This is a genomic window from Aeromonas veronii bv. veronii (assembly GCF_000820225.1).
In the GTDB taxonomy this organism is placed as follows: domain Bacteria; phylum Pseudomonadota; class Gammaproteobacteria; order Enterobacterales; family Aeromonadaceae; genus Aeromonas; species Aeromonas veronii.
In genome coordinates this window covers 1-20,659 of record NZ_CDDK01000004.1, presented here as the reverse complement: position 1 = coordinate 20,659, position 20,659 = coordinate 1, and the positions used below count along the sequence as shown (strand labels likewise).

Sequence of the window (20,659 nt, the reverse complement as noted above, 5' to 3'; positions counted from 1 at the left end):
CGCTACGTTAAACCGCAACCTTCGTTCACTCGCGCTTTACCATCTTCATGTTGCTCTTGCGCACCGGCCTCGGTTCATTCCATCTCGGCCGCCATCCCCTGTGCCCAGTCGATAAAGGCCTGGATCTTGGGGCACTCGCGGTTGGGCAGGGTCGCCATGTAATAACGCTGCTCGCACTTGACCTCCAGCCCGGCAAAAGGGGCCACCAGCTCGTTGCGTGCCAGTCGCTTGCTCACCAGATTCTTGCGCCCCATGGCGATCCCGGCGTGATTCATGGCGGCGATGATGGCGAGATCCGAGCGATCAAAACCCATGCTCAGCTGGCATGCCTCGAGGCTGACCCCGGCGTGGCGAGCCCAGCAGCTCCATTCATCGGTATCCGAGTCAAATCCCCATGCCTGCCGATCATGGAGCAGCCGGCACAAGGACAAGTTGGCGGGATTGCCGACAAGCCCGTGCTGCTCGGCATATTCCGGGCTGCAGACCGGCAGCATGAACTCATCCATCAGCGGGTGGATGGCAAGCCGCTCCGGGCTCTTCTCATCGAAATAGAGGGTCAAATCGATGCCATAACCATGCAGGTTGATGTTCTCGTTGCCGGTGATGATATTGAGCTCGATCTGCGGATGCAGGCGGGAGAAATCAGCCAACCTGGGCACCAGCCAGCACTGGGCGATGGAGGGGCGCGAATAGATGGTCAGGGTGCCGGAGAGCTCCTGATTCTTGATCTCCAGGATCTCCTGATTGATGAACTCCAGCGAAGATTTGAGCGCCCAGAACACCCGCTGCCCATCCGCCGTCAGTACCACCTTGCGGTGAAAACGCTCAAAGAGCTTGAACCCCAGCTCCTCTTCCAGCGCGCTGATCCGGTGACTCACGGCACTGGGACTCAGCGACAATTCATCAGCTGCCATGGCAAAGGAGCCGTGGCGGGCGGCCGCCTCGAAGGTGTGCAGCTTGGCCAGCTGGTAGCCACTCAGCAGCTTGTTGCGCGATATGTAATTATCCCCGTTATACATTCATCCCCCTCTTCGCAATGGCCACCGATGATACACCCACAGGCCTCCTTAAAGATGAAACCAAAAGACCCAAAGAGTGTGATTTCGATAAATTGTGACCAATGTAGCGCCTTTGCATCACCTCAGATCACCCAAGTAGTCGATTTCATCATTTGTCAGCCCCGCCCCATTTTCATTCAATAAGCGCATAAACAATCACACACAACAGATGTCGAGGCGCAGTATGAGTTCAGAGGTATGGGTCATCGCTACCTTGCTAAGTAGCATCGTTCTTATCGTGGTCACCATAGTGAAGGGCAAGGTGCATCCTTTCCTTGCCCTGCTGCTGGCAAGCTTCTATGTGGGCACCCTGATGGGGATGGAGCCCCTCAAGATGGTCAGCACCATGGAAGCGGGCATTGGCGGCACGCTAGGCTTTCTCGCCGCCGTCATCGGTCTTGGCACCATACTTGGCAAGATGATGGAGGTGTCAGGGGCAGCAGAGCGCATCGGTCTCGCCCTGCAGAGATGCCGCTGGCTCTCGCCGGATGTCATCATGGTACTGGTGGGTCTGGTGTGCGGCATCACCCTGTTTGTCGAAGTCGGGGTAGTGCTGCTGATCCCGCTCGCCTTCTCCATCGCCCGCAAGACCAGAACCTCGCTGCTGACCCTGGCCATTCCGCTCTGCACCGCCCTGATGGCCGTGCACTGCATAGTGCCGCCGCACCCGGCAGCCCTCTACGTCACCAATCAGCTGGGGGCTGACATCGGCTCCGTCATCGTCTATGGCCTCGCGGTCGGCCTCTTTGCCTCGCTGGTGGGCGGCCCGCTGTTCCTCAAGCTGCTGGGCAACAGGCTCCCGTTCAAGGAAGTGCCCGCAGCCTTTGCCGACATCAAGGCCCGCGATGAAGCAACTCTCCCAACGTTGGGAGCCTCGCTCTTCACCGTGCTGCTGCCCATCCTGCTGATGCTGGCCAAGACGGTCGCCGAGCTCAATATGGAGCACGCCAGCCACCTCTACACCCTGCTGGAGTTTATCGGCAACCCCATCACCGCCATGTTTATCGCCGCCTTCACCGCCTACTACGTGCTGGGGATCCGCCAGCAGATGAAGATGGAAGGGCTGCTCAACAAGACCGAGGAGTGCTTCTCCTCCATCGCCAATATCCTGCTCATCATCGGGGCAGGCGGCGCCTTCAACGGGGTGCTCAAGGCGAGTGGGCTGGGCGATAGTCTGGCCACTATCCTCTCCCAGCTGGATATGCACCCGATTCTGCTGGCCTGGCTGGTGGCCATCGTGCTGCACGCCGCCGTGGGCTCCGCCACCGTCGCCATGATGGGCGCCACCGCCATCGTCTCCCCCATCATGGTGCACTACCCGAACATCAGCCCGGAGATCATGACCCTGGCCATCGGCTCTGGCGCTATTGGCTGCACCATGGTGACCGACTCTCTGTTCTGGCTGGTCAAGCAGTATTGCGGCGCCACCCTGAACGAAACGCTCAAGTACTACACCACCGCCACCTTTGTCGCCTCCCTGATGGCGCTGGCCGGTACTTTCCTGCTCTCCTTTATCGTGTAACAAGACCGAGAACACTATGAAAAACATCGATGTACAACAGCTCACTGCGCAATTTCCACTGGTGCAATCCCTGATCGCGCTTGAGCCAGTCACCTGGTTCAACCCCAACACCACCACTCTGGCTGCCGGTCTGCCCTATGTGGGGCTCGATAACAACAATGTGGCGGACGCTTCCGCCCGCTTGGCCCGCTTTGCCCCCTACATGTGCGAGGCCTTCCCCGAGACCCGCACCAGCAACGGCATTCTGGAGTCCGAGATCGCCGCTATTCCGGCGATGCAGGCTACGCTCAACCAGCGCTACGGGGTTGAGGTCACCGGTCGACTGCTGCTGAAAAAAGACAGTCACCTGCCCATCTCCGGCTCCATCAAGGCGCGCGGCGGCATCTACGAGGTGCTGGCCCATGCCGAGCAGCTGGCCATCAAAGCCGGTCTGCTCTGCGAAGAGGATGACTACCGCAAACTGTTCACTGACGAGTTCCGCCAGTTCTTCAGCCAGTACAGCATCGCGGTAGGCTCTACCGGCAACCTTGGCATGTCCATCGGCATCATGAGCGCCAAGCTGGGCTTTACCGTCACCGTTCACATGTCTGCCGACGCGCGGGAGTGGAAAAAGCGTAAATTGCGCGAACATGGCGCCATCGTGGTCGAATATGCCGAAGATTACGGGGTTGCAGTGGAACAGGGGCGCAAAGAGGCTGAGCGCGATCCCAACTGTTTCTTTATCGATGACGAGAACTCCCGCACCCTGTTCCTCGGCTACTCGGTGGCGGGCGAGCGGGTGAAAAAGCAGTTCGACGAGATGGGTATCAAGGTGGATGCCGACCACCCGCTGTTCGTCTACCTGCCCTGCGGCGTGGGTGGCGGCCCGGGCGGGGTGGCCTTTGGTCTCAAGCTCGCCTTTGGTGACCATGTCCACTGCCTGTTTGCCGAGCCGACCCACTCCCCCTGCATGCTGTTGGGGATCCATACCGGATTGCACGATGCCATTGCGGTGCAGGATCTGGGCATCGATAACCTCACCGCAGCCGACGGCCTCGCGGTAGGTCGCGCCTCCGGCTTCGTCGGCCGCGCCATGGAACGACTGCTCGATGGCTTCTACACCCTGAGCGATCAGGAAATGTATGACCTGCTGGGACTGCTGGCGCGCGATGAGCAGATAACTCTCGAGCCCTCCGCTCTGGCAGGTATGGTCGGCCCATGGCGGGTGGCTGCCAATCCCGAGTGGCTCACCGGGCGCGGTTGCGATGCCGCAACCATGGCGCAGGCCACCCATCTGGTATGGGCCACTGGCGGTGGCATGGTGCCCGCCGAAGAGATGGAAAAGTACCTGGCCAGCGCCAAGATCTAGGCTGTTTTGCCACATTTATCTGCAAATCAACCCGCCATCACGGCGGGTTTTCTGTTTTGGGAACAAGGGGATGGGGCTGTTCTGTCGCAGTCCATGGCGACAATTTCCCCAAGTTGGTCAGTTTGTGCTAAAATGGCGCTCGTTTTTTGACATCTCGCATCACGTTCGCCGCCAGATTGCCCATCGGGCTCTCTGCCCGGGTCGTGACTTTGCACCATCATGCCTGATGATGTTCCCCCCAAGATGAGCCGACAGGCTCCCGTCAAGGTGGGCACCCTCAAGGGCACATGAGATAAGGAGATCGGGTAATGAAACAATATCAAAGCTGGCTGGGAGATTATCTGATGAGCCGACGTGACGGAGATCACGCGATGGCTTCGGAACTTGCCAACACCATCTGCGCCTTCTGGAAGGCCCAGGGTGATGAAGCAGAAACCAGCAAATGGCAGCAACGCTATCAGCAACACGTAGAGCAGGCGCAATAAGCCCCTTCGCTCTTTCGCGATAAAAAAACCGGCGCACATGGCGCCGGTTTTGCGTTTCTGGCAAACAGCAGATTACATCTGGTCGATCATGTCCTGAGCAAACTGGGAGCAGGAGCGCAGGGTGGCCCCTTCCATCAGACGCTCGAAGTCATAGGTGACGGTCTTGTTGCGGATCGCCGCTTCCATCCCCTTGATGATGAGATCGGCCGCTTCGACCCAACCCATGTGGCGCAGCATCATCTCGGCGGAGAGGATCAGGGAGCCCGGGTTGACCTTGTCCTGACCGGCATACTTCGGCGCAGTACCGTGGGTCGCTTCGAACAGGGCCACGCCGTCACCGATGTTGGCTCCCGGTGCGATACCGATACCGCCCACCTGAGCAGCCAGCGCATCGGAGATGTAGTCGCCGTTGAGGTTCATACAGGCGATGACGTCATACTCGGCCGGACGCAGCAGGATCTGCTGCAGGAAGGCGTCGGCGATGACATCCTTGATGACGATGGTCTTGCCGGTTTTCGGGTTCTTGAAGGAGCACCATGGGCCGCCGTCGATCAGCTGGGCACCGTACTCGTTCTGGGCCAGAGCATAGCCCCAATCCTTGAAGGCACCTTCGGTGAACTTCATGATGTTGCCCTTGTGCACCAGAGTCACTGAGTCGCGATCGTTGTCGATGGCATACTCGATGGCGGCACGCACCAGACGCTCGGTACCGGCCTTGGACATAGGCTTGATGCCGATCCCGCAGGACTCGGGAAAGCGAATTTTCTTCACGCCCATCTCGTTTTGCAGGAAGGCGATCACCTTGTTCGCTTCGGCACTGTCGGCCTTCCACTCGATGCCGGCGTAGATGTCTTCGGCGTTTTCGCGGAAGATCACCATGTCGGTCAGATCAGGACGTTTCACCGGGCTCGGGGTGCCGTCGTAGTAACGCACCGGGCGCAGGCAGATGTAGAGATCCAGCTCCTGACGCAGAGCCACGTTGAGAGAGCGGATACCGCCACCGACCGGCGTGGTCAGCGGGCCCTTGATGGCCACGCAATATTCACGAATGAAATCCAGGGTTTCGGCCGGCAGCCAGGCACCTTCGCCATAGACATGAGTCGATTTCTCGCCGGTATAGATCTCCATCCAGGCGATCTTGCGCTCGCCCTTGTAGGCTTTCTCGACCGCAGCATTCACCACATTCAACATGGCAGGGGTTACGTCAACACCGATGCCATCCCCTTCAATAAACGGAATGATCGGATGGTTGGGAACCTGCAGCTTGCCGTTGGCATCGACTGTGATTTTCTGACCCTGGGTCGGGATTACTACTTTGCTTTCCATCGGCATCTCCTAACTTCCGTTTGTTATCAACTTGTTTGTTGCGCGCGGCCATCTTAGCCCATTCATTTTCATAATAAAACGACAAGAAAGCATGTCAGACCAAAGAGGTAGCCACCCGCCAGTGCGCCGTCACCACGCCTTCCCGACACAGCCCCGTTATCCCTCCAGCTCGCTGGCCGCCGCCTGCGGCTGACTCAGGGAACGGTACTGGGAAGGGGTCAAGCCGGTCTTCTGTTTGAACACCCGGCAGAAGTAGTTCACGTCACTGTAACCGCAGCGACTGGCCACCTCTTCAAGACGAAAGCGGTACTTTTTCAGCATGAATTTGGCCCGATCGATCCGCACCCAGCTGATGTAATCGGCAAGGCGCATATGACCCTGCTCGCGGAACAGGTGGGAGAGATGGCTGGCTGAAACGTTGAAGCGGTGGGCAATGGAGTCACGGGTGATGGGACGGTGAAAGTTCTCCTGGATATAGATGCAGATCCCGTGAAAGAGCTCTGCCCCCCGTGGCCGATCCGTGGCGGACTCCAGCAACAGCTGACGGGCACTCGCCAGCAGAGCCTGCAGCAGGTGATCATCGGTGGGGGAGCGACCAGGGTCCTCGGTCAGTACGTTCAGCGCCGCCAAAATATGTTCGATCACATGGCCCGCCCGCGCCATGATGCTGTGCTTTTGCACATCGAAGAAATCGGGATCTTCACGGCGCTTGCTCACCAGGCTGAACCCCAGCTGGCGTTTGCCAAACAGCAGGCTCAGCACCGAGCAGTCGGTGGTCCAGAGCGGCTTGTTCCAGCCGTTGGGAGGGATATAGAGCGCCTGTCCCGGCAATACACTGATCTCTCTGACCCCCTCATCCCTGTCCCAAATTTGGTTGAGATACTCGCCGCTAAAGACCAGCTCGAGGCGGGGAAAGTTGACCTGATAGCTGAAACTGGGTGGCACCCCCTGTTCACTGGCAAACCAGATTTGGTCAAATGGAACCTGTTCGATCAGGGCTCCGTCGAGCAGTTGGCTGAAGATGAGAGACATGGTGATCCTGATCAAGAGAGAGGCAAGCGGTTGCGGCGCGCACGACCGCCCATGTTATAGTCCGGTCCACAGCAGTAATGCCACCCTTTTTTTACTTCAAGCTAGACGAGGCGTCCCTTATGAGCAGTAGCGATCTGCCCTCCTTTCTGTTGATGCAAAACCCGATTCAAGGCTATGACTGGGGCAGTCATGACTCCCTCACCACCCTGTTTGGCATTCCCAACCCGCAAGGCAAACCCCAGGCCGAGCTCTGGATGGGGGCTCACCCCAACGGCTGCTCCGAGGTGACGCTGGCGGGCAGTGTGCAAAAGCTCTCTTCGGTGATCGACAGGGCTCCGGCCGCCGCGCTGGGTGAGGCCACCTTCGCCCGTTTTGGCAGCCTGCCGTTCCTGTTCAAGGTGTTGTGTGCCGAGAAGGCTCTCTCCATTCAGGTGCACCCGAGCAAGGCTCAGGCCGAAGCGGGCTTTGCCAAAGAGGAGGCCGCAGGCATTGATATCAAGGCGAGCAATCGCAACTACAAGGACCCGAACCATAAGCCGGAGCTGGTCTTTGCCCTCACCCCCTATCAGGCGATGAACGGCTTTCGCGCCATTCCCGCCATTCTGGCACTGTTCGAGCGGGTCAATCTGGCGGCCATCGCCGATCTGACCGCAGCCCTTGCCGCCAGCCAGAACGAAGCGGGCCTGCAGCACTTCTTCCACCAGTTGCTGGTACTGGAAGGGGCGCGCAAGGAGGAGGCGTTGGAAGGACTGCTGGACTATGCCGCCGCCCATCAGGATGAGGAGACGTTTGCCCTCATCACCAGTCTGGCGGCCCAGTACCCGGGAGATGTCGGTCTGTTCTCGCCGCTGCTGCTCAACGTTGTGACGCTTGAGCCCGGTCAGGCGATGTTCCTCGATGCCTGCACCCCGCACGCCTATGTGCGCGGCACCGGCCTCGAGATCATGGCCAACTCGGACAACGTGCTGCGCGCCGGTCTCACCCCCAAATACATCGATGTGGCAGAGCTCTTGGATTGCACCCGCTGCTTGCCCAAGCCGGACGACCAGATCCTGCTGGCCCCCCGCTGTGATGGCGCGGTACAGCACTTCGACGTGCCGGTACCTGACTTCACTTTCAGCGTCTACCCGGCAGGCGAGCATCAGCTCACCACTGCCAGCGCCGAGATCCTGTTTGCCATCGATGACACAGTGACCCTCAAGCAGGGCGAACAGTCACTGCGTCTGGAAAAGGGGCAATCAGCCTTTATTTCTGCAGCGACTGGCAGTTATCAACTGCTGGCCGAAGGACGGGTCGCCCGCGCCGGCAACCGCTGCTAATCAGCATAAGAGCCGACTCTCGTTGGAGGGGGAATATGCCTCCCCCTCCCAACAGAGCAATATGGCCTACCAATCAAGTCCGTCTGTATCTCTACTGCTCTCTTATGCCTACCTTCCTTCAGGCATCTCGCTCTGAAGTCCATCCCTGACTGCATCCTGCCTACAACCAGCTCCACAGGTTTGTCGCCCAAGCTTGGCGCTCCCCTGATGCAGATGACTTGGTTTGCTGAAACGAAGAAAATTCCAGCCTGCACAAGCAACGGCAACACTCTGAGTATCCGGCTAAAATGGAGGCAATAAAAATAACAACTCTACCCTCTACTATTTTCACCCCCTGATGAAAACTAAAACAGCGCATAGATGCATAATCATTAAACCTTTCCCCAGCCATCATCATTCGGTCTGTAAACATTTGGCACACGTAGTCATACAGAACCATTGGTAATGAAAACGAAAGGGATCTCTTTTGAATTTTCGAGATGCGGCCCTATTTTTTAGTCGTTCTATAATTTAATTCCAAGCAGACCATTCGATCTTTGCTGAGAATAACAGCATAAGAAATCAACATTAAAACACTGATATATAAACAGATTTACTTTTAACTCTACTTTAAATTGACGTAATCCGTAAAAAAGCCAGGCCGCATTAACTGACAATCCAATCAATTTAAAAGCAGGATAATGAGAGATTTGATATTTATTTTTTGATATGCCAGCCAAACCTCATCGCAGTAAAGAAATAGACCTTAAATACCCTCTGTGATTAAGATCTCTTTTATTTGATTTATTTTTAAGGTATCACATCTATTCGCCGATATAAATTTCACACAAAGATCCCCTGACAAAAATAGATAAAAGAGGATATATGCTGACAAAAATGACAATTGGGCAAAAGCTGACCATGGCGTTTACCACTCTCGCTTTGTTGATGCTGGGTTTTGCCTGGTTTGCCACTTTACAACTCTCCAATATTTACCGTGACGCCAGTGAGGTCAGCGACAATATCGTTCCCTCCATCCGGGCATCCAGCCAGATGCATGTGTCCTTGCTGGACGCTCGCCGTGCCGAACTGAACATGGTGATAGATGCACTGGGCAAGGATCCCGACTCCCTCAACAGCAGCACACAGTCTTTCGAAGCGGCAAAGAGTCAGTACATGGCCGCCGAGCAACGGTATGGATCGATGCCTTTTGTGTCGGAGCGAGATCGCAACATGTTTGCAGAGCTGAAAACTGCAGCAGCCAAATATTTTTCAGCCCATGGTGACTTGGAAACAGCCATACGGCAGGGAGATATTGCCAAGGTGCAGTCGCTGATCAAAAACGAATCTCGTGCAGCCCTCGAGCAGGCAGGACAGGATGGTCTGGAGCTTCGCAAGGAGAACGATCGGGTCGCCAACCTGCTGACCAAGCAGAGTGAGGCTTCCTATGAACGGGCAAAACTGCTGAGCACTACCGTCGGTGCGCTAACCTTGTTGTTCGTCGTTATTGTGGCCTGGCTGCTGATCCGGCAGATCCGCAATCCAGTGATGACCCTGCTGGAGCAGACCCGCCAGGTGGCGGCAGGCAACCTCACCAGCCAACTCGACATGAAGCAATTCTCCCATGACGAGCTGGGTAAGCTGGCTCAGGGGTTCAACGAGATGCAATCCAATCTGCGCATGCTGGTCAACGAAGTCTCCGGCTCGGTAGTGCAGTTGGGCGCGGCCGCCGAAGAGATCAGCGCGGTGGCACAGCAATCGGCCAACAACATGGGCGCCCAGCAACATGAGCTCAATCAGCTGGCCACAGCCATGAACGAGATGCAAGCCACGGTACAGGAGGTGGCCCGCAACACCAACGACGCCGCCAGCGCAGCAACGTCGGCCAGCGACACAGCCGCACAAGGCAGCGAGACCGTCAATGACTCAATCGGCAGGATTGAAAAGGTGGCTACCGCCATCGAAGAGACTGCTCTGGTGATCCGCCAGCTGGGTGATGACAGCCGAAATATCGGCATGGTGCTTGAAGTCATTCAGGGGATTGCCGAGCAAACCAACCTGCTGGCACTGAATGCGGCAATCGAGGCAGCCCGAGCCGGTGAACAAGGTCGTGGTTTCGCCGTGGTAGCAGATGAAGTCCGCACTCTGGCCAAACGAACCCAAGACTCCACTTCCCAGATCAACCACATCATCTCCGAACTGCAGCAGCGCGCTAACGAAGCGGGCGTCACCATGCAACAGAGTCAGGATATGATGTCCGAGACGGTCCACACAGCTCGTGAAGCGGGAGCCTCTATAGCCGAAATAAGCAGCTCGGTTAACAGTATCTCCCACATGAATATTCAGATTGCCACCGCAACCGAAGAGCAAGGCGCGGTAAGCGAGGAGCTCAATCGCAATGTAGTCAACATCAGCAATGCCTCGGAAGAAGTGGCGACCGGCGCCAAACAAATGGCTCAGGCTTGCAACGACCTCAACCTGTTGGCAACACAACTGCAGGAGGTTGTACGCAAGTTTCGGACATAACGCCCGATTCTCCTCCCCTCATTAATCAGCTCAATAAGGCTGAAGCACTAAACAGCCCGCCATTCATAAAAGTGGCGGGCTTTGTCAAATAAGGAACCATACAAAACCCAAAAACACCAATGCTGCACATAACAAGTGATCAGTAGATGGATTAACTCACATCAAGAGCAGCCCTCCCTCTTTCTGATTGTTCTCTCAACGCGTTTTGCCAGCACCTTCACATTTTCCGCCCTCAAAGCAGCACACAAATCTCCATACCTCCGAAGGCGAAACCTTTTCGCCGCACTCATGTAAGTAGCAAAACCAATTCACAATTCATTGTTTTTATTTAAAAAAATAAAAGCATCGGTATGAATTGGCTTTCATGATGATATGCGAGCTGGGTCACATGGCGACTTGCACAGCACAAAAATCCAGTAAACGGCACATTTGTCCGATTTCGGCACCGCGCCAACGGGAGAACAATATCCAGGTCAATTGTTCCCCCCATCATGCGGCTCGGCAACGGAGCCAGGAGAGTAATATGTTACCCACCATGACCAACGGCAGACTCATCTGCCTGGAGTTGAAGGCCACCAGCAAGGAGGCCCTGTTCGACGAGATGGCACAGATGCTGGCGCGCGATGGCGCCGTGTCTGATCAACAGCAATTCGTCAAGGATATCTGGGCCCGCGAGCAGCTGGACTGCACCGGCTTCGAGCAGGGGGTCGCCCTGCCCCATGCCAAGAGCAAGGCGGTCAGCCGTCCGGCCATTGCCATCGGTGTCAGCCGTCAGGGTATCGAGTACGGTGCCGAAGATGGCAAACCGACCCAGCTGATCTTCATGATCGCCTCCCCGGATGGCGGTGCCAATCACCACATCGAAGTGCTGGCGGAGCTCTCTACCCGTCTGCTGGAGCCGGGTTTTATCGAGCAGATGAAGGCGGCCACCACTGTCGAGCAAGCCCTGACCCTGCTCAAGCAAGGCCCGAAAGCGGAAAAACCGGCGCCAGCCGCCAAACCGGCAGCCACTGCCCCGGCGGCCCCCGAAGAGCGCACCTTCAAGGATCGCCTCAACACCATGAAGCAGCACCTGCTGTTTGGTACTTCCCACATGATCCCCTTCATCGTGGCGGGCGGTGTGCTGCTGTCACTGTCGGTGATGATGAGCGGCAAGGGCGCCGTGCCGGAAGCGGGCTTCCTCAAAGACATGGCGACCATGGGCATCGCCGGTCTGACCCTGTTTACCGCCGTACTGGGTGGCTACATCGCCTACTCGCTGGCTGACAAGCCGGGCCTGGCCCCGGGCATGATCGGCTCCTGGATTGCCGTACAGCACTATCAAACCGGTTTCCTCGGCGCCATTCTGGTGGGCTTTATCGCAGGTTTCGTGGTCAATCAGCTCAAACGGATCAAGCTGCCTGACTCCATGACCTCCCTCGGCTCCATCTTCATCTATCCGTTGATCGGTACCTTCTTGGTGTGTGGCATCGTGATGTGGGGGATCGGTGCCCCGATCGCCGCCATGATGGAAGGGATGAACCACTGGCTCTCCAGCATGGCGGGCTCAGGTAAAGTGATGCTGGGTGCCATTCTCGGTGGTATGACCGCCTTCGATATGGGCGGCCCGGTCAACAAGGTTGCGACCCTGTTTGCCCAGACTCAGGTCAACACCCAGCCCTGGCTGATGGGTGGTGTCGGTATCGCCATCTGTGTACCGCCACTGGGTATGGCACTGGCGACCTTCATGTCTCCGAAGCGTTACAAGAAAGAAGAGCGTGAATCCGGTAAAGCGGCCGCCATCATGGGCATGATCGGTATCAGTGAAGGTGCTATCCCGTTCGCTGCCGCTGACCCCATGCGTGTTATCCCGGCCATCGTCGCAGGCGGCATCGTCGGCAACATCACTGGCTTCATGATGCACAGTATCAACCACGCCCCCTGGGGTGGCTGGATTGTCCTGCCGGTTGTTGAAGGCAAGATGGGCTACATCCTGGGTACCATCCTCGGCGCACTGACCACCGCCATCATCGTCAACCTGCTGAAGAAGCCAGTGAGCGAAGAAGATGACGTGACCACCACCCAAACCAGCTTCGAGATCATTGAAGCGGAAGGAGAAGCAGACGTTCTGGCCATCACTGCTTGCCCGTCTGGCGTGGCCCACACCTTCCTCGCCGCCAAGAGCCTGCAGAAGGCTGCCGCCAAGCAGGGGATCAAGATCAAGGTCGAGACCCAGGGCGCCAACGGCATCATCAACCGCATTACCGCCAAGGATGTCGCAAACGCCCGCTGCGTCATCTTCGCCCACGACGTGGCTATCAAGAACCGCGAGCGCTTCACCAATATCGAGGTCATCGATGTGAAGACCAAGGAGGCGATTCACAATCCGGAAGCACTGTTGGCCCGCACGCTGGGCAACAAGGCAAACGCCGCCTGATAGCAGTCAGACCAACCAGTACAAGGGGCCCATCACGGGCCCCTTTTCGTTGCCTGCCGAGCAACCGCATATCATCCCACCGACCAAGCCACTGATTTAAAACATATTAACCAGTCACATCACGGATCTTGGCGAGCCGTCACAGAACGGTGACGTGTAAAAAAACAGCAATTGAAGCGCTGGTCAGATCTCATGTCAAATGGCTCCGCCTACTAAACTGGAGCATCACAAAAATGATAAAAATCAATAAATTGGTTCTGGCTGTTACCCTCACCCTCACTGCCACCCCCTTGCTGGCCGCCCATTGGGAGTGCGGTGAGCACGTGCGCTTCGGCCTGCCCTCCGAATCGGATCAGAAGCTCTGTCGTGAAGGGTATGCCGTCGGCTACAACTACGACTACAAGGTGGCGGACTGGGTCTCCTACCGGATGACCGCCCAGAGCGCACAGGGCACAGTGCCGCGCAAGGATGCCTTCGCCGAGGACAGGGAGATCCCGGTTGCCTACCGCGCCACCCTCTCCGACTACAAGGGCTCGGGCTACGACCGTGGCCATCAGGCCCCGGCGGGGGACATGAAATCGAACAAGAACACCATGAAAGAGAGCTTCCTGCTGAGCAACATGACACCTCAGATCGGGGTGCTCAACCAGAAGGCGTGGCGCGTGCTGGAGGACAAGGTGAACAAGTGGGCGGTCTCCCGCAAGGATGTGCAGGTGATCACCGGCCCCATCTTTACCGGCTCTGAAGAGTCCATCGGTCAGGGTGTGGCGATCCCGAGTGCCTACTACAAGATCGTGATGGACCCGGCCAGACTGCAGGCCATCGCCTTTATCATGCCGCAGGAAGAGGTGCCCATCAGCCAGATCGCCGACTACCGGGTCTCGGTACGCGAGGTGGAGGAGCAGACCCAGCTCAACTTCTTCAGCGATATGCCCGAAGAGCAGCAAGAGACGCTGGAAGCCCGCGTCTCCCCGATGTGGAACTGACCGCGAATACTCATCAGCAGATAGATTGACACCCCATCTATCTTGAATCGCGAGAGATAGAGGGAGGGGCCAGCGCCCCTCCCAGCAGGGGGAGTCACGCTCCCCCTGCCCTTTTCAGATGGCTGCTGACCCGTTGCGGCCACTTTTGCGGCCACAGGTGTGGCATAACCCGACGACCCGCCCCGACTCACAGTTTGCCGCACCGTTAACTGGTATATTGCCCTCTCTTTGGCACTAACAGACTGAATTGACGCACATTTGCCTCGTCGCATCGGCCCGCAAACCGGAGCCCACGGCGTGATTCAGCCCGACAGAGGACCTTTTGATGAAACAGACCCTTCTTGCCCTCACCCTCGGCGGCCTGCTGGCGCTCTCGCCCCTCGCCCTGCAAGCGGCCGAGAGCTCGATGCAAATAGAGCACGACCTCAATACCCTGGTCAGCAAACGCCAGGCGGTGGACATGCTGCTCGGCGAAGCGCTGCAGATCTACAAGTCGCCTGCCAAGATCTCCCACGCCGGTTTTACCGCCAAGATGCCGAGCAATATGGAGCTGGTGACCGAGCGGCTGCTGGCCGCCTACCAGCTGGAACCCTACCGCACCGACCTGCTCATCTCGGCGGCCAACGCCCAGATCTACAACGGCAACCTGAGCCGCGCCATCACCTTGCTGGAGCAGGCGCAGGCCGTCGCTCCCGATGATCTCGACATCAACAGCTATCTCGCCATCTGGCAGCTAGTGAAGGGTAACAAGGAGGCCTCCCGCAGCTATCTGGCGAAAGTGGCGGATCGCAACGGCGGCCGCGCCGCCGACCTGGAGGAGATCATCGCCCGGGTGCAGCGGATCACCGCCGCCCCGCTGCAGACCGAACTGACCGAGGATCAGGTCAAGGCTACCCAGGAGGGCAAGCGCGCCATCGTTACCCTGGGCTACGCCCTCAATCCCGACGGCAGCATGGACAAGATCCTGCTGGGCCGCCTGCAAACTACCCTTGAGCTGGCCAAAGCCGACCCGGAGGCGCTGATCATCCTGACCGGCGGCGTGCCCCAGAACCGCAAGACCGAGGGCAAGCTGATGGCTGACTGGCTGGCCAACCACGGCATCGACCGCAGCCGCCTGATTGAAGAGAACTACGCCACCAGCACGGTGGATAACGCCCTCTACAGCGCCTATGCCCTCGCCCGCCACCAGATTGACTATGCGGTGCTGGTAAGCTCCGCCAGCCATGTGCGCCGCGGCCAGACGGTGCTGGAAATCGCCTGCGACCAGATTGGCCCGGCCAACATCAAGGTGGCGAGCGTCAGCTACCCCGACAAGCCCCTCGAAGAGCTGGCCACCCCGAGCGAGAGCGAGCTGCTCGGCATCTACCGCGATGCCCTACGCACCTACGGCATGTGGAGCTACCGATCTGCACCGCTAATCGAGCGTTGATCAGCCATCAACACGAAAAAGAGAGGGAGGCATCACGCCTCCCTCTCTTTTTATTGGCCGATTATTGGCTGAGCAGCGCCCGTTAGCTGACGATAAAGCCCTGCGAGGGGGCCGCTTTGGGATCATCACCGAAGCGGTTTGGCCCCTGCTGGCCATTGCAGACCATAAAGTAGATAAGCACCAGGGTGCCGATAATGGGGATGAGCCCGAGCAGCAGCCACCAAGCGCTGCGGTCGGTATCGTGCAGACGACGGGCCGCCACCGCCAGAGATGGCAGCAGCACCGCCAGCGAATAGATGGAGCTTATCAGCTCATTGTCGCCGCCAATCAGCTTGTCCACCATGCTGAGCAACAGCATGACGATGACGTTGCACAGCACGAACATCCAGTATTCGGTGCGACGGGCCCGCCCGCTGAATACCGCATATTGCTTGAGGACCGAGATGTACCAGTTCATTGCGCCTCCTGAGTGCCTTTATGCCTATGAATAAAAAGAGAGTCGATAAAACAAGTAGTTAAGAGCTTAGCGCGATCATCACCCCGAGTCGACAATGATGCCCGAACGTCTCCCAAACTAATCAGCTGCGGCAATCATTGACCGACCGAGCCGGAAGATAATTTGCCCTGCAACAGGGAAAATCCCCCCCATCAGCGCATCACTCTCGTCACAAGCAGGAAAATGGTGCTTAATAATCCATTAGCAATCGTATGGACTCAGCGTGAGGATAGCGGTAGATTCGGCGCCCAATCCTGAACAGGATCTGTGTCTCCCTCCCATAATGAATCCACTTATTCATTACTTCTCCTAACACAGGGATAGCCATGAGTATTACACGCAGAGATTTTCTCAACGGCGTTGCCATCACCATTGCGGCAGGCGTCGCCCCCATCAATCTGCTCAAGGCTGCCGAAGGCGGCAGCGCGCTGGCGGATAAAACCCTGGCCTACCCGCCCGCCCTCACCGGCCTGCGCGGCAACCACCCGGGCTCTTTCGAACCGGCCCACAGCATCGCCCGTGACGGCAAGCAGTATGATTTTGCCAATATTCCCCTTGAGGGGGAGTACGATCTGGTGATCGTCGGCGCCGGGATCAGCGGTCTGGCCGCCGCCTGCTTCTATCAGCAACTGCTCGGCGCAGATAAGAAGATCCTGCTACTCGACAACCACGACGACTTTGGCGGCCACGCCAAGCGCAACGAGTTCACCACCCCCGATGGCCTGCGTCTGGGTTACGGCGGCAGTGAGTCCCTGCAATCACCGCGTTCGGTCTACAGCCCGGTGGCGCTGGGTCTGCTCAAGGCGCTGGAGGTCAACATCGACGAGCTGGCCGCCGGTTTCCAGCAGACCTTCTATCCGGATCTGGGGCTGAGCCGCGGCGTCTATTTCGACGAGAAGCACTTTGGCGTCAACAAGATAGTGAACGGCGATCCGGGCCACAACGTAGCGGACGATATCCCGCGCGATCGCCTGAACGGCCGGCCGCTGGCAGAATTTATCGGTGACTTCCCCCTCGATGATGCCGACAAGGCCGCCCTGTTGGCCCTGCACGAAGCGAAGATAGACTACCTGAGCGGCATGACCCGCGAGCAGCAGGATGAGTGGGTGACCCGCAACAGCTACACCACCTTCCTGCGCGATAAAGTGGGCCTGAGCGAGCGGGCGATCACTTACTTCCAGCAGCGCACCAACGATTTCCAGGCGGTCGGCATCGACGCCACAGCCTGCGCCGATGCGCGCCTCTGCGCCTTGCCGGGGTTCGACGGCCTCAATCTGACACCGCTTGATGCCGAGGAGCAGGCGGAGCTGGACGATCCCTACATCTTCCACTTCCCCGATGGCAACGCCGGTCTCACCCGCCTGATGGTACGCAAGCTCATTCCGCAGGTGGCGCCGGGTCACACCATGCAGGATGTGGTGCTGGCCAAGTTTGACTACGGCAAGCTCGATCTGCCGGAGCACAAGGTGCAACTGCGCCTTGGCAGCACGGCGTTGCAGGCCAAAAACGTGCGCCTCGCCGACGGCAAGCTGGTGGTGGATGTCACCTACATCAAGGAGGGGAAACTGCACCGGGTGCGGGCCAAGCAGTCGATCATGGCTGGCTACAACATGATGATCCCCTACATGGTGCCCGAGATGCCGGAGCCCCAGAAGGAGGCGCTGCGCCAGAACGCCAAGGCGCCGCTGGTCTACACCAAGGTGGTGATCAAGAACTGGCAAGCCTTCGTCAAGCTGGGGGTACACGAGGTCTACTCCCCCGCAGCCCCCTACAGCCGGGTCAAGCTCGACTATCCGGTCAGCATGGGTGGCTACGAGCATCCCAAGAGCCCGGATCAGCCGATGTGCCTGCACATGGTCTATGTGCCGACCCTGCCGGGCAGCGGCCTCTCGGCCCGCGAGCAGTCCCGCAAGGGGCGCGCCATGATCCTCGGCATGCCGTTCGAGCAGCATGAACAGATGATCCGCGAACAGTTGCAGGGGATGCTCGGCAGCGCCGGTTTCAACCATGAGCAGGACATCCTCTCCATCACGGTCAACCGCTGGTCTCACGGCTACTCTTATGTCACCAACACCCTGTTTGATGACGAAGCGCAGTGCGAAAAATGGATTGAACTGGGTCGCCAGCCGATCGGCAACATCACCATCGCCAACTCGGATGCAGGCTGGAGCCCCTACGCCCACGCCGCCATCGACGAAGCGTGGCGCGCCGTCAACGAGCTGGTTGCCATGAGCAAGGGAGGTGCCCAATGAACCGCGCCCTGTCACTGACCGCCAGCGCCCTGCTGCTGGCCCTGCCCGCCCTTGCCGCCAACGCAGCCCCCGCCATGTCGGCAGGCGAATACGTGGCCAAGCTCGGCGATTGCGCTGCCTGTCACACCAGCGAGACCAGCAAGCCGCTGGCGGGCGGCAAAGGGTTCCCGACCCCCATCGGTACCGTATTTGCCACCAACATCACCCCCGACAAGACCCACGGTATCGGCAACTACAGCCTGCCGGAGTTCATCAAGGTGATGCGTGAAGGGGTGGCCCGCGATGGCCATCGCCTCTATCCGGCCATGCCCTACACCGCCTACGCCAAGATGAACGATAAGGATCTCGAAGATCTCTATCACTACCTGATGAAGGAGGTGCAACCGCTGGCTATCGCCAACAAGGAGAGTGACATCCCCTGGCCCCTCAACATGCGCTGGCCACTGATGGGCTGGAACTGGGTCTACCACGATGACAGCCGCTTCACCCCGGTGGCTGGCAAGAGCGAAGAGTGGAACCGCGGCGCCTATCTGGTGCAAGGCGCCGGCCACTGCGGCAGCTGCCACACTCCGCGCGGGCTTGGCATGCAGGAGAAAGCGCTGACCGAGGCGGATCCCGTCTACCTGAGCGGTGCTGCGCTCGATGGCTGGTATGCCCCCGACATTCGCGGCAGCCGTTACAGCAAGCAGGCGCTGATCGACCTGCTGAAAACCGGCCGCAGCCAGCATGAAGCGGTCGCGGGCCCCATGGGGGAAGTGATCACTCACAGCAGCCAGTATTTCAGCGACGCCGATCTGGCCAGCATCGCCACCTATCTGACCGATCTGAAAGATGAACCGGTGGCGGAGAAAGGGGCCCGCGCCTACGCCAGTGCCAGCGGCAAGGCGGACTACGCCATGTACTGCTCCACCTGTCACGGGGTCAACGGCCAGGGCAATGACCACGTCATCCCCTCGCTGGTCAACAACCGCACCGTGCTGGCGAGCGATCCGTCGAGCCTGATCAACGTGTTGCTGCACGGCGCCGAGACCCCGGTCACCCACGGCCATCTGGGTTACCACATGCCGGGCTATGGCTGGACCATGGATGACGAGCGGCTCGCCGAGCTGGTCAACACCCTGCGCGCCTCCTGGGGCAATGAAGGCACCGCCGTCAAAGCGGCGGCGGTCAAGGCCCAGCGCGAGCTGCACGGCAAGGAGTAAGGGCTGTCAGCTCTCTCTTGGCCAAGTGCCATAAAAAACGGGCCTCCACTGGAGGCCCGTTTGCTATTGATGAACCAGGTTCCGGTGCTTATCCCTTGCGGGATTTGGGCCCCGGCAGCGGCGCCGTTGGCTGGCGGTAATCGCCATAGGGGAAGATATTGCGAAACCGCTGGGCCACCGGTTCGGGGATGGAGCGGGAGAAGATCAGCTTCACGCCATCGCCATCACGCTGCCCCACAATGCGACCGCGCACCGTGTCATGGCGCAGGATCTGCTTGGCATGCTCAATAAAGGCGGGTGACACCTTGCCCTGCTTGACCACTACCTTGCCGGGTGCAAGACGGATCTCGAACAGGGCGCCACGCCCCAGCTTCATCAACCACCAGATCAGGGCTATCGCCACTATCAAGGAAATCCAGGCCATCTTCATCCCTCCCAAGCTCTTGATATAAGGCAGTATAAGCGGCCGTGCGTTCCGATTGTTTGGCGCCGATCACAGCCCCCGCCTCAACGTAATAGTGCCTCTTTGCTCAGCAATCCTTGCCCCAGCCCACCAGCGTCTCGCGATAGAGCGCCAGCAAGGCTTCATCGCGCACCGCCACCCCAACCTGCTGCGGACGATAGGCTGCCCAGTCATCGTGGGAGTGGCGTTTGCCATCGAACTTTTGCAGGGTGTGGCCGATGGCCGGGCCACTGGTGATCACCCGCACCGGCCCCTCGCGCAGGGTAAAGAGGGTCGGGTCGATGACATAGGCGATGGCGGACGGGTCGTGAACGTGGCAACCGGAGAGCCCCAGCTTCTCCGAGTAGAAGCGCAGGTAGAAGCGGCTGACATCCCACAGGAAGCGGCCCGGCTCCCCCGCCTTGTCCCTGAGTTCATCCAGATAGACGCTGCTGAAGAAGCTCTGTTGGGTCACATCCAGCCCGATGATCACCACCGGCCAGTCGGCGGTAAAGACCCGGTCGGCGGCATCGGGATCGTCGTGGATATTGGCCTCGGCATAGGGGGTGACGTTGCCGCGATGGCCGTTGACGCCAAAGGCGCCCCCCATCACCACCACCTGTTTCACCTGCGAGACAATCTCGGGCGCCTGTTGCAGCGCCAGCGCCAGATTGGTGAGCGGGCCGATAGTGACGAGAGTGATCTCCCCCGGCGCGGCTTTCACCGCCTCGACTATGTACTGCCAGGCGGGGCGGGGATCCGGAGCGATAGTCACCTCCCCCGCCTCCATGTCGCCAAAGCCGCTCGGGCCGTGGACTATGGTGGTGGGGCCGACCGGCTC

At 58.7% G+C, this 20,659-nt stretch carries 16 protein-coding genes; 10 read left to right on the top strand and 6 right to left on the bottom strand.

Annotated elements, in window-relative coordinates:
• Positions 1–74 precede the first annotated feature (74 nt).
• Positions 75–1,019 (bottom strand): DNA-binding transcriptional regulator DsdC, encoded by a 945-nt coding sequence (gene dsdC, locus BN1139_RS01305; RefSeq protein ID WP_005353168.1) that lies wholly within the window; start codon positions 1,017–1,019, stop codon positions 75–77.
• A gap of 223 nt (positions 1,020–1,242) precedes the next feature.
• Here dsdC and dsdX point away from each other — a divergent pair, with 223 nt between their 5' ends.
• From dsdX to BN1139_RS21570, 3 genes are all read left to right on the top strand, one after another.
• Positions 1,243–2,580: a D-serine transporter DsdX gene (gene dsdX / locus BN1139_RS01300; protein ID WP_005353170.1), complete on the top strand. Its 1,338-nt coding sequence runs from the start codon at positions 1,243–1,245 to the stop codon at positions 2,578–2,580.
• Between the two features lie 16 nt (positions 2,581–2,596).
• A complete protein-coding gene (locus BN1139_RS01295; protein ID WP_005353173.1) occupies positions 2,597–3,928 on the top strand; it encodes a D-serine ammonia-lyase in 1,332 nt (443 codons plus the stop codon).
• 308 nt (positions 3,929–4,236) lie between these two features.
• Positions 4,237–4,413, top strand: coding sequence for a hypothetical protein (locus BN1139_RS21570; protein WP_005337712.1), 177 nt, complete (start codon positions 4,237–4,239; stop codon positions 4,411–4,413).
• Between the two features lie 72 nt (positions 4,414–4,485).
• On the opposite strand, the gene icd is transcribed toward BN1139_RS21570, so the two are convergent.
• Together icd and BN1139_RS01285 are read right to left on the bottom strand one after the other, a co-directional pair.
• A complete protein-coding gene (gene icd / locus BN1139_RS01290; protein WP_005347179.1) occupies positions 4,486–5,739 on the bottom strand; it encodes an NADP-dependent isocitrate dehydrogenase in 1,254 nt (417 codons plus the stop codon).
• Positions 5,740–5,895: 156 nt separating this feature from the next.
• On the bottom strand, positions 5,896–6,771 hold the full coding sequence (locus BN1139_RS01285; protein WP_005353175.1) for a helix-turn-helix transcriptional regulator: 876 nt from the start codon (positions 6,769–6,771) through the stop codon (positions 5,896–5,898).
• 119 nt (positions 6,772–6,890) lie between these two features.
• Between BN1139_RS01285 and manA the strand changes: the two genes are divergently transcribed.
• From manA to BN1139_RS01260, 5 genes are all read left to right on the top strand, one after another.
• Positions 6,891–8,090 (top strand): mannose-6-phosphate isomerase, class I, encoded by a 1,200-nt coding sequence (gene manA, locus BN1139_RS01280; RefSeq protein ID WP_005353177.1) that lies wholly within the window; start codon positions 6,891–6,893, stop codon positions 8,088–8,090.
• An 864-nt stretch (positions 8,091–8,954) separates the two neighbouring features.
• The gene (locus BN1139_RS01275; protein ID WP_005353179.1) at positions 8,955–10,595 is read left to right on the top strand and encodes a methyl-accepting chemotaxis protein; all 1,641 of its coding nucleotides are present in this window, start codon (positions 8,955–8,957) and stop codon (positions 10,593–10,595) included.
• A 523-nt stretch (positions 10,596–11,118) separates the two neighbouring features.
• On the top strand, positions 11,119–13,011 hold the full coding sequence (locus BN1139_RS01270; RefSeq protein WP_005353181.1) for a PTS fructose transporter subunit EIIC: 1,893 nt from the start codon (positions 11,119–11,121) through the stop codon (positions 13,009–13,011).
• A 233-nt stretch (positions 13,012–13,244) separates the two neighbouring features.
• Positions 13,245–13,997 (top strand): DNA/RNA non-specific endonuclease, encoded by a 753-nt coding sequence (locus tag BN1139_RS01265; protein ID WP_005353183.1) that lies wholly within the window; start codon positions 13,245–13,247, stop codon positions 13,995–13,997.
• A gap of 325 nt (positions 13,998–14,322) precedes the next feature.
• Entirely contained in the window at positions 14,323–15,426 is a 1,104-nt protein-coding gene (locus BN1139_RS01260) for a YdcF family protein (RefSeq protein WP_005353185.1), read from the top strand.
• A gap of 82 nt (positions 15,427–15,508) precedes the next feature.
• Here BN1139_RS01260 and BN1139_RS01255 read toward each other — a convergent pair whose 3' ends face one another.
• Entirely contained in the window at positions 15,509–15,883 is a 375-nt protein-coding gene (locus BN1139_RS01255) for a DUF805 domain-containing protein (RefSeq protein WP_005353186.1), read from the bottom strand.
• A gap of 365 nt (positions 15,884–16,248) precedes the next feature.
• Between BN1139_RS01255 and BN1139_RS01250 the strand changes: the two genes are divergently transcribed.
• Complete coding sequence (locus tag BN1139_RS01250) at positions 16,249–18,174, top strand: NAD(P)-binding protein (protein ID WP_005353187.1); 1,926 nt, start codon at positions 16,249–16,251, stop codon at positions 18,172–18,174.
• Entirely contained in the window at positions 18,171–19,376 is a 1,206-nt protein-coding gene (locus BN1139_RS01245) for a c-type cytochrome (RefSeq protein WP_005353194.1), read from the top strand. The genes BN1139_RS01250 and BN1139_RS01245 overlap by 4 nt, the downstream gene beginning before the upstream one ends.
• Positions 19,377–19,464: 88 nt before the next feature.
• On the opposite strand, the gene BN1139_RS01240 is transcribed toward BN1139_RS01245, so the two are convergent.
• Together BN1139_RS01240 and BN1139_RS01235 are read right to left on the bottom strand one after the other, a co-directional pair.
• On the bottom strand, positions 19,465–19,800 hold the full coding sequence (locus BN1139_RS01240) for a DUF3634 family protein (protein WP_005353195.1): 336 nt from the start codon (positions 19,798–19,800) through the stop codon (positions 19,465–19,467).
• 106 nt (positions 19,801–19,906) lie between these two features.
• The coding region (locus BN1139_RS01235; protein ID WP_041979917.1) for a nucleoside hydrolase at positions 19,907–20,659 on the bottom strand (753 nt) is incomplete at its 5' end.

Bases quoted from the DNA above. Each gene is read 5' to 3' on its own strand.
- dsdC (WP_005353168.1), bottom strand. From the start codon at position 1,019: ATGTATAACGGGGATAATTACATATCGCGCAACAAGCTGCTGAGTGGC.
- dsdX (WP_005353170.1), top strand. From the start codon at position 1,243: ATGAGTTCAGAGGTATGGGTCATCGCTACCTTGCTAAGTAGCATCGTT.
- BN1139_RS01295 (WP_005353173.1), top strand. From the start codon at position 2,597: ATGAAAAACATCGATGTACAACAGCTCACTGCGCAATTTCCACTGGTG.
- BN1139_RS21570 (WP_005337712.1), top strand. From the start codon at position 4,237: ATGAAACAATATCAAAGCTGGCTGGGAGATTATCTGATGAGCCGACGT.
- icd (WP_005347179.1), bottom strand. From the start codon at position 5,739: ATGGAAAGCAAAGTAGTAATCCCGACCCAGGGTCAGAAAATCACAGTC.
- BN1139_RS01285 (WP_005353175.1), bottom strand. From the start codon at position 6,771: ATGTCTCTCATCTTCAGCCAACTGCTCGACGGAGCCCTGATCGAACAG.
- manA (WP_005353177.1), top strand. From the start codon at position 6,891: ATGAGCAGTAGCGATCTGCCCTCCTTTCTGTTGATGCAAAACCCGATT.
- BN1139_RS01275 (WP_005353179.1), top strand. From the start codon at position 8,955: ATGCTGACAAAAATGACAATTGGGCAAAAGCTGACCATGGCGTTTACC.
- BN1139_RS01270 (WP_005353181.1), top strand. From the start codon at position 11,119: ATGTTACCCACCATGACCAACGGCAGACTCATCTGCCTGGAGTTGAAG.
- BN1139_RS01265 (WP_005353183.1), top strand. From the start codon at position 13,245: ATGATAAAAATCAATAAATTGGTTCTGGCTGTTACCCTCACCCTCACT.
- BN1139_RS01260 (WP_005353185.1), top strand. From the start codon at position 14,323: ATGAAACAGACCCTTCTTGCCCTCACCCTCGGCGGCCTGCTGGCGCTC.
- BN1139_RS01255 (WP_005353186.1), bottom strand. From the start codon at position 15,883: ATGAACTGGTACATCTCGGTCCTCAAGCAATATGCGGTATTCAGCGGG.
- BN1139_RS01250 (WP_005353187.1), top strand. From the start codon at position 16,249: ATGAGTATTACACGCAGAGATTTTCTCAACGGCGTTGCCATCACCATT.
- BN1139_RS01245 (WP_005353194.1), top strand. From the start codon at position 18,171: ATGAACCGCGCCCTGTCACTGACCGCCAGCGCCCTGCTGCTGGCCCTG.
- BN1139_RS01240 (WP_005353195.1), bottom strand. From the start codon at position 19,800: ATGGCCTGGATTTCCTTGATAGTGGCGATAGCCCTGATCTGGTGGTTG.